This is a genomic window from Kitasatospora sp. NPDC047058 (assembly GCF_040643935.1).
Classification (GTDB): domain Bacteria; phylum Actinomycetota; class Actinomycetes; order Streptomycetales; family Streptomycetaceae; genus Kitasatospora.
Genome location: NZ_JBEYVJ010000480.1, coordinates 1 through 4,631, shown reverse-complemented (window position 1 = coordinate 4,631; position 4,631 = coordinate 1). Strand labels below are relative to the sequence as shown.

At 77.8% G+C, this 4,631-nt stretch carries 4 protein-coding genes; all 4 read right to left on the bottom strand.

The window, feature by feature from the left end:
- Positions 1-204 precede the first annotated feature (204 nt).
- Positions 205-1,167, bottom strand: coding sequence for a Ppx/GppA phosphatase family protein (locus ABZ885_RS35840; protein WP_360198394.1), 963 nt, complete (start codon positions 1,165-1,167; stop codon positions 205-207).
- A gap of 79 nt (positions 1,168-1,246) precedes the next feature.
- Positions 1,247-2,110, bottom strand: coding sequence for a glycerophosphodiester phosphodiesterase (locus ABZ885_RS35835; RefSeq protein ID WP_360198391.1), 864 nt, complete (start codon positions 2,108-2,110; stop codon positions 1,247-1,249).
- 192 nt (positions 2,111-2,302) lie between these two features.
- Positions 2,303-3,607 (bottom strand): SUKH-4 family immunity protein, encoded by a 1,305-nt coding sequence (locus ABZ885_RS35830; protein WP_360198388.1) that lies wholly within the window; start codon positions 3,605-3,607, stop codon positions 2,303-2,305.
- 151 nt (positions 3,608-3,758) lie between these two features.
- Positions 3,759-4,631 (bottom strand): toxin glutamine deamidase domain-containing protein (locus ABZ885_RS35825; protein ID WP_360198385.1); only part of this gene is annotated, 873 nt, incomplete at its 5' end.

The window sequence follows — 4,631 nt, the reverse complement described above, 5'->3', positions numbered from 1 at the left end:
CCCCCTGCACGGCCTTGCCGAGCGTGCCGGAGCGGCCCGCCGTCCCGCCGTCCGCGGCCTCCCCGGCCGGGCGCGTGCGGCGCGGTCCGTCCTGCCGCGGCTGCCCGTCCCCGGGTGCGCGGCCCTCCTGCGTCCCGTCCTCGCCCGCTGGTTGCGCCACGGGAGACAGCGTAAGCGGACCGCGGCCCGAACGGGGAGCGGCCCTCAGCCGGTGAGGTCCGGACCGTTGCGGTCGGTGGGGCTGTCCATGGTGTCCAGGCGGCGCAGGATGACGCCCTCGCGCAGGGCCCAGGGGCAGACGTCCAGCTCGTCCAGGCCGAAGAGGTCCATCGCGGCGTCGGCGACCAGCGCACCGGCCAGCAGCTGCTTGGCGCGGCCCTCGGAGACGCCGGGGATCTGCGCCCGTTCGGCGACGGTCATCGCGGAGAGCCGGGGCAGCCAGGCGGAGAGGCCGCTGCGGGTGAGCCGGCGGTCGGCGTACGGGCCGGCGTCGGCGGGGGCGGCGCCGGTCATCCGGGCGAGCTGCTTGAAGGTCTTGGAGGTGGCGACGGCGTGGTCCGGGGTGCCGAGCCGGGAGATCTCGCCGACGACGGAGGCCATCTCGGCGCGGATGTGGCGTCTCAGCCCGCGCAGCTCCTCCGGGTCGGCGACGTCGCCGGGCAGCCAGCCGGCGGTGAGCCGGCCGGCGCCGAGCGGCAGCGAGCAGGCGACGTCGGGCTGCTCGTCGAGTCCGCAGGCGATCTCCAGCGAGCCGCCGCCGATGTCCAGGTTGAGCAGCCGGCCGGAGGACCAGCCGAACCAGCGGCGGACGGCCAGGAAGGTGAGCCGGGCCTCGTCCTGGCCGGAGAGCACCCGCAGGGCGACGCCGGTCTCCGCGGCGACCCGGCGGAGCACCTCCTCGCCGTTGGCGGCCTCCCGGACGGCGGAGGTGGCGAAGGGCAGGATGTCGACCGCGCCCTTGTCCTCGGCGACCCGCAGCGAGGAGGCGACCATCCCGATCAGCTTGTCCACGCCGGGCTCGCTTATCGCGCCCTGCTCGTCCAGGAGTTCGGCCAGCCGCAGCTCGGCCTTGTGGGAGTAGGCGGGCAGCGGGGCGGCCCCGGGGTGGGCGTCCACCACGAGGAAGTGGACCGTGTTGGAACCTACGTCGAGCACACCGAGTCGCATAAGTCTCCACGCTACGCGATCCACCCGTGCGGCAGACCCGTCCCGTCGCTGTCCGTCCTGCTCCGGGCCCGGGGCGGGCTCAGTGCACGAGGGCGCCGCGCGGGACGGCCGGCTCCCCGGTGCGGCAGTCGGCGTCGGCCCACCGGCGGGCCCGGCCGGGGGCGTCGGTGATCAGGCCGTCGGCCTCGCGCTCCGTCATCAGCTGCCAGGACTCCTCGTCGTCCAGCGTCCAGACGTAGACCTCGCGGCCGGCCCGGCGCTCGGCGGCGATCCGGGAGGCGGTGGCCAGCGTGGCGTCCAGGGCGATGCCGTGCAGCGGGAGGTCGCCCGGGTCCTCGGCGAAGGAGGCGCCCTGGATCAGCACCACCGGCAGGGCGGGCGCGACGGCGTGGGCCTGGCGCAGGTGCTCGGCCGAGAACGAGTAGAGGAACACCCGGGCGCGGCTGCCGGCCGCGATCCGGGCGATCCGCTCGACGTCCTCGGCCCGCTGCCACTTGATCTCCATCAGCAGCGTGACGCCGGTGCCGGAGAGCCGCTGCAGCAGCTCCTCCAGGGTCGGCACCGGCTCGGCCGGGCCGGGGCCGACGGTGACCCGCAGCCCGGCGAGCTGGGCGGCCGTCAGGTCGGCGATCGCGCCCTTGCCGTCGGTGGTGCGGTCCACCGTGGCGTCGTGCATCAGCACCGGGACGCCGTCCTTGCTGGTCTGGACGTCGGTCTCCAGCCAGTCGGCGCCCTGGGCGAGGGCCTGCTCGAAGGAGGCCATGGTGTTCTCGGGTGCGCCGAGCGGCGAGCCCCGGTGGCCGATCACCGCCGGCCCGGCGCAGACCGGCCGGTCGGCGGCCGGCCGGGCGCGCAGCCCGGGGGCGGCGGCGCAGCCGGCGACCAGCACCGCGAGGGCGGTGAGGACGGCCGTGCGGGCGGCGGCGCGGGGCAGGGCGGTCACGGCGACGGGGCTCCAGCTCTGGTTCGGGCGCCACGCGGGCGCTCGGGGATGATCGACGGTCGGCGATGAATCGTCAAAATGATCTGACAACCCGACAGCGCGGTCGGTTCCCTTCAGCGTGCTCCCGCCCTCCCGCGCACCCCGGCCGCGGCGCACCGCAGGTCACCCGGACGCCCGCTTCCCCGGCCCCGCTCACAGCAGGCCGTCCCAGAGCTGCTCGACGATGACGGCCCACCAGTTCTCCGGGTCGTCGAAGACGGTCGGGTCGATCGCCGCCAGGCCGCGCTGCAGGGCGTCGACGGCGGCGCCGGCGGCCAGCGGGTCGGTCCCGCGCAGGCCGGGCAGCCGCTCGGCGAACAGCGCCAGGCAGCGGACGAACGCGGCCGGCCCGTCGTTGCAGTGCCGGGCGGTGGCGTAGTCGGGGTCGACCGCCCGGACGGCGCCGCAGGCGGTGTCCACGGTGATCAGCGACCAGCCGTCGGTGCCGAGCAGCAGCTGCGGGGCGAGCGCGAGGCGTTCCCGCTCGGCCACCCGGGTGCCGCGGCCCGCCTCGGCCAGGTGGGCGGCCAGTGGCGGCAGCACCGTGCCCGGCCTGGTGCCGTCCGCGATCGCGTCGGGCCGGGGGTGGTGCAGCGCGAAGAAGCCCTCGACGGCCACCGGCACGCCGACGGTGAGCAGGACCCGGGCGGTCGCCTCCGGCAGGTCGGCCCGGGTGACGTCCGCCGGGTCGAAGCGCTGGACGCCGGCCGCGCCGAACAGCTCCACCAGCCGGGCCGCCAGCTCCCGGTCCGGCTCGGCCGGCAGCGGCGGCACGGCGCGCGGGAAGGGCACCCGGTTGCGGGCCGGTCCGTCCGGCTCGGCCGGCAGCGCCCGGACGGCCGCCGCCCGGTGGTCGAAGCGCGGCCCGTACGGCAGGTCGAAGCCCACCCGGACGTCGGGCAGTTCGGCCGCCAGCGCGTACGCCCAGTAGCCGCCGGGCAGGGCGCTGAGCCGCAGGTCGGTGTGGACGGACAGCACGTCCTCGGCCCGGACGCCCTGCTCGCGCAACCACCACCAGCCGCGCAGCGCCGGGTGCGGCAGGCCGGGGGCCGAGCGCAGGGCCAGCGAGCGCGGTTCGCCGCGGGCGTCGCGGTAGGACAGCTCGGCCCGGGTGCCGCGGCCGGTGGCCGGCGGCCCGGCCGGGTCGTGGGCGCCCGCGCCGAGGAAGTCCCGGTAGAGCGCGACCACCTCGTCCACCGGCACCGACGGCCAGACGGTGAACCGCCCGGTCTCCCGGTCGACCACCGCGCACGCCGCCCCGATCTCCTCGGGTGCGCGGCGCTCCCCGGTCAGCGGGTCCACCTGGACCGGCGGCGGCCCGGCCCAGACCACCCAGCCCAGCTCGAACTCGTGCGAGTGCACCCGCCGGCTGCCGGTGGAACCGTCGGCCGAAGCCCGCGGCAGGTCGCCGTTGATCCAGCGGTGGGCGGCCTCGATCGCCTGCGCACGGGTGGTCACGGGGTGGAGCTCCTTGCATCGGCGCGGGCACGGACGGACGGGCCGGCCGGGGGGCCGCCGGGTGTACGCCCCCTGCCCGGTCCCCCACCGGCCGCCCGACAGGATCCCACGCACGCCGCCCGGCACCGCGGCCGGGCGGCCGGACGGGCCGTCACGAGGCGGGGCTCGTGGCGAACTCGGGGCGGCGGGCGAGCTCCAGGTCGAGCGGGCGGCCGTCGGGGCCGAGGGCGATGGCCCAGAGGCCGTGGGCGGCCTCGTGCAGCGGCGCGTGGCCCTGGCGGCCGACCTGGTGGTCGAGGTACGTCACGGTGTCCCCGTGGTTGACCGCGTTCCAGGCGTGCGGGCGGCCGAAGCCGTCCAGGGTGAGCAGGACGGCCTGGGCGCCGTGGCCGGCCCGCCGCAGTTCGCCGGCCAGCCGGCCGAAGGCCGTCCCGCCGTCGCCGAGGTCGCGGAAGGGCGCGCCGAGTTCCCGCTCGGCGCGGTCCCGGCCGCCGCGTTCGCCGGCGTCGCCCTCGGTCGGGATCCGCGGGGCGGCGCAGGTCGGGCGGCCGGTGAAGGTGTCGACGGCGGAGAGCGCGATCTCCAGGCTGTTGTTGGCCCGGCCCGGCTCGCGGCAGCCGCCGGCGTTGACGACCTCGGTCCAGCCGCCGGCCGCCGGGTCGGGGTGACGCAGCGGCAGGCCGTCGCCCTCCCGGGGCGTCCGGCGCTCGATCTCGCGCTGGTGCTCGGGGTCGACCGGGGCGAGCCCGCCGGGCAGGCCGTACGGGCGGCTGTCGGCGATGGTCCGCAGCCGGACCGCGTGGTCCTCGGGGGCGGTGCCGTGCGTCCCGCGCAGAGCGAGCTGGAGGGCCATCGCGTGGGCGGTGGCGACCGGGACGGCGGTCCAGGCCGACCCGGCGTCGCCCTCGGCCGGGGAGCCGTCGGGGCGGCGGCGGTGGTCGCCCGGGTGGAGCTCGGGGCGCGCCGGGCGAAGTCCTGACCGCCACCCGCTCCTCTGATCCCCGAGGGATACCGTCCATGACCC

Coding starts and splice junctions, on each gene's coding strand:
- ABZ885_RS35840 (WP_360198394.1), bottom strand. CDS start 1,167: ATGCGACTCGGTGTGCTCGACGTAGGTTCCAACACGGTCCACTTCCTC.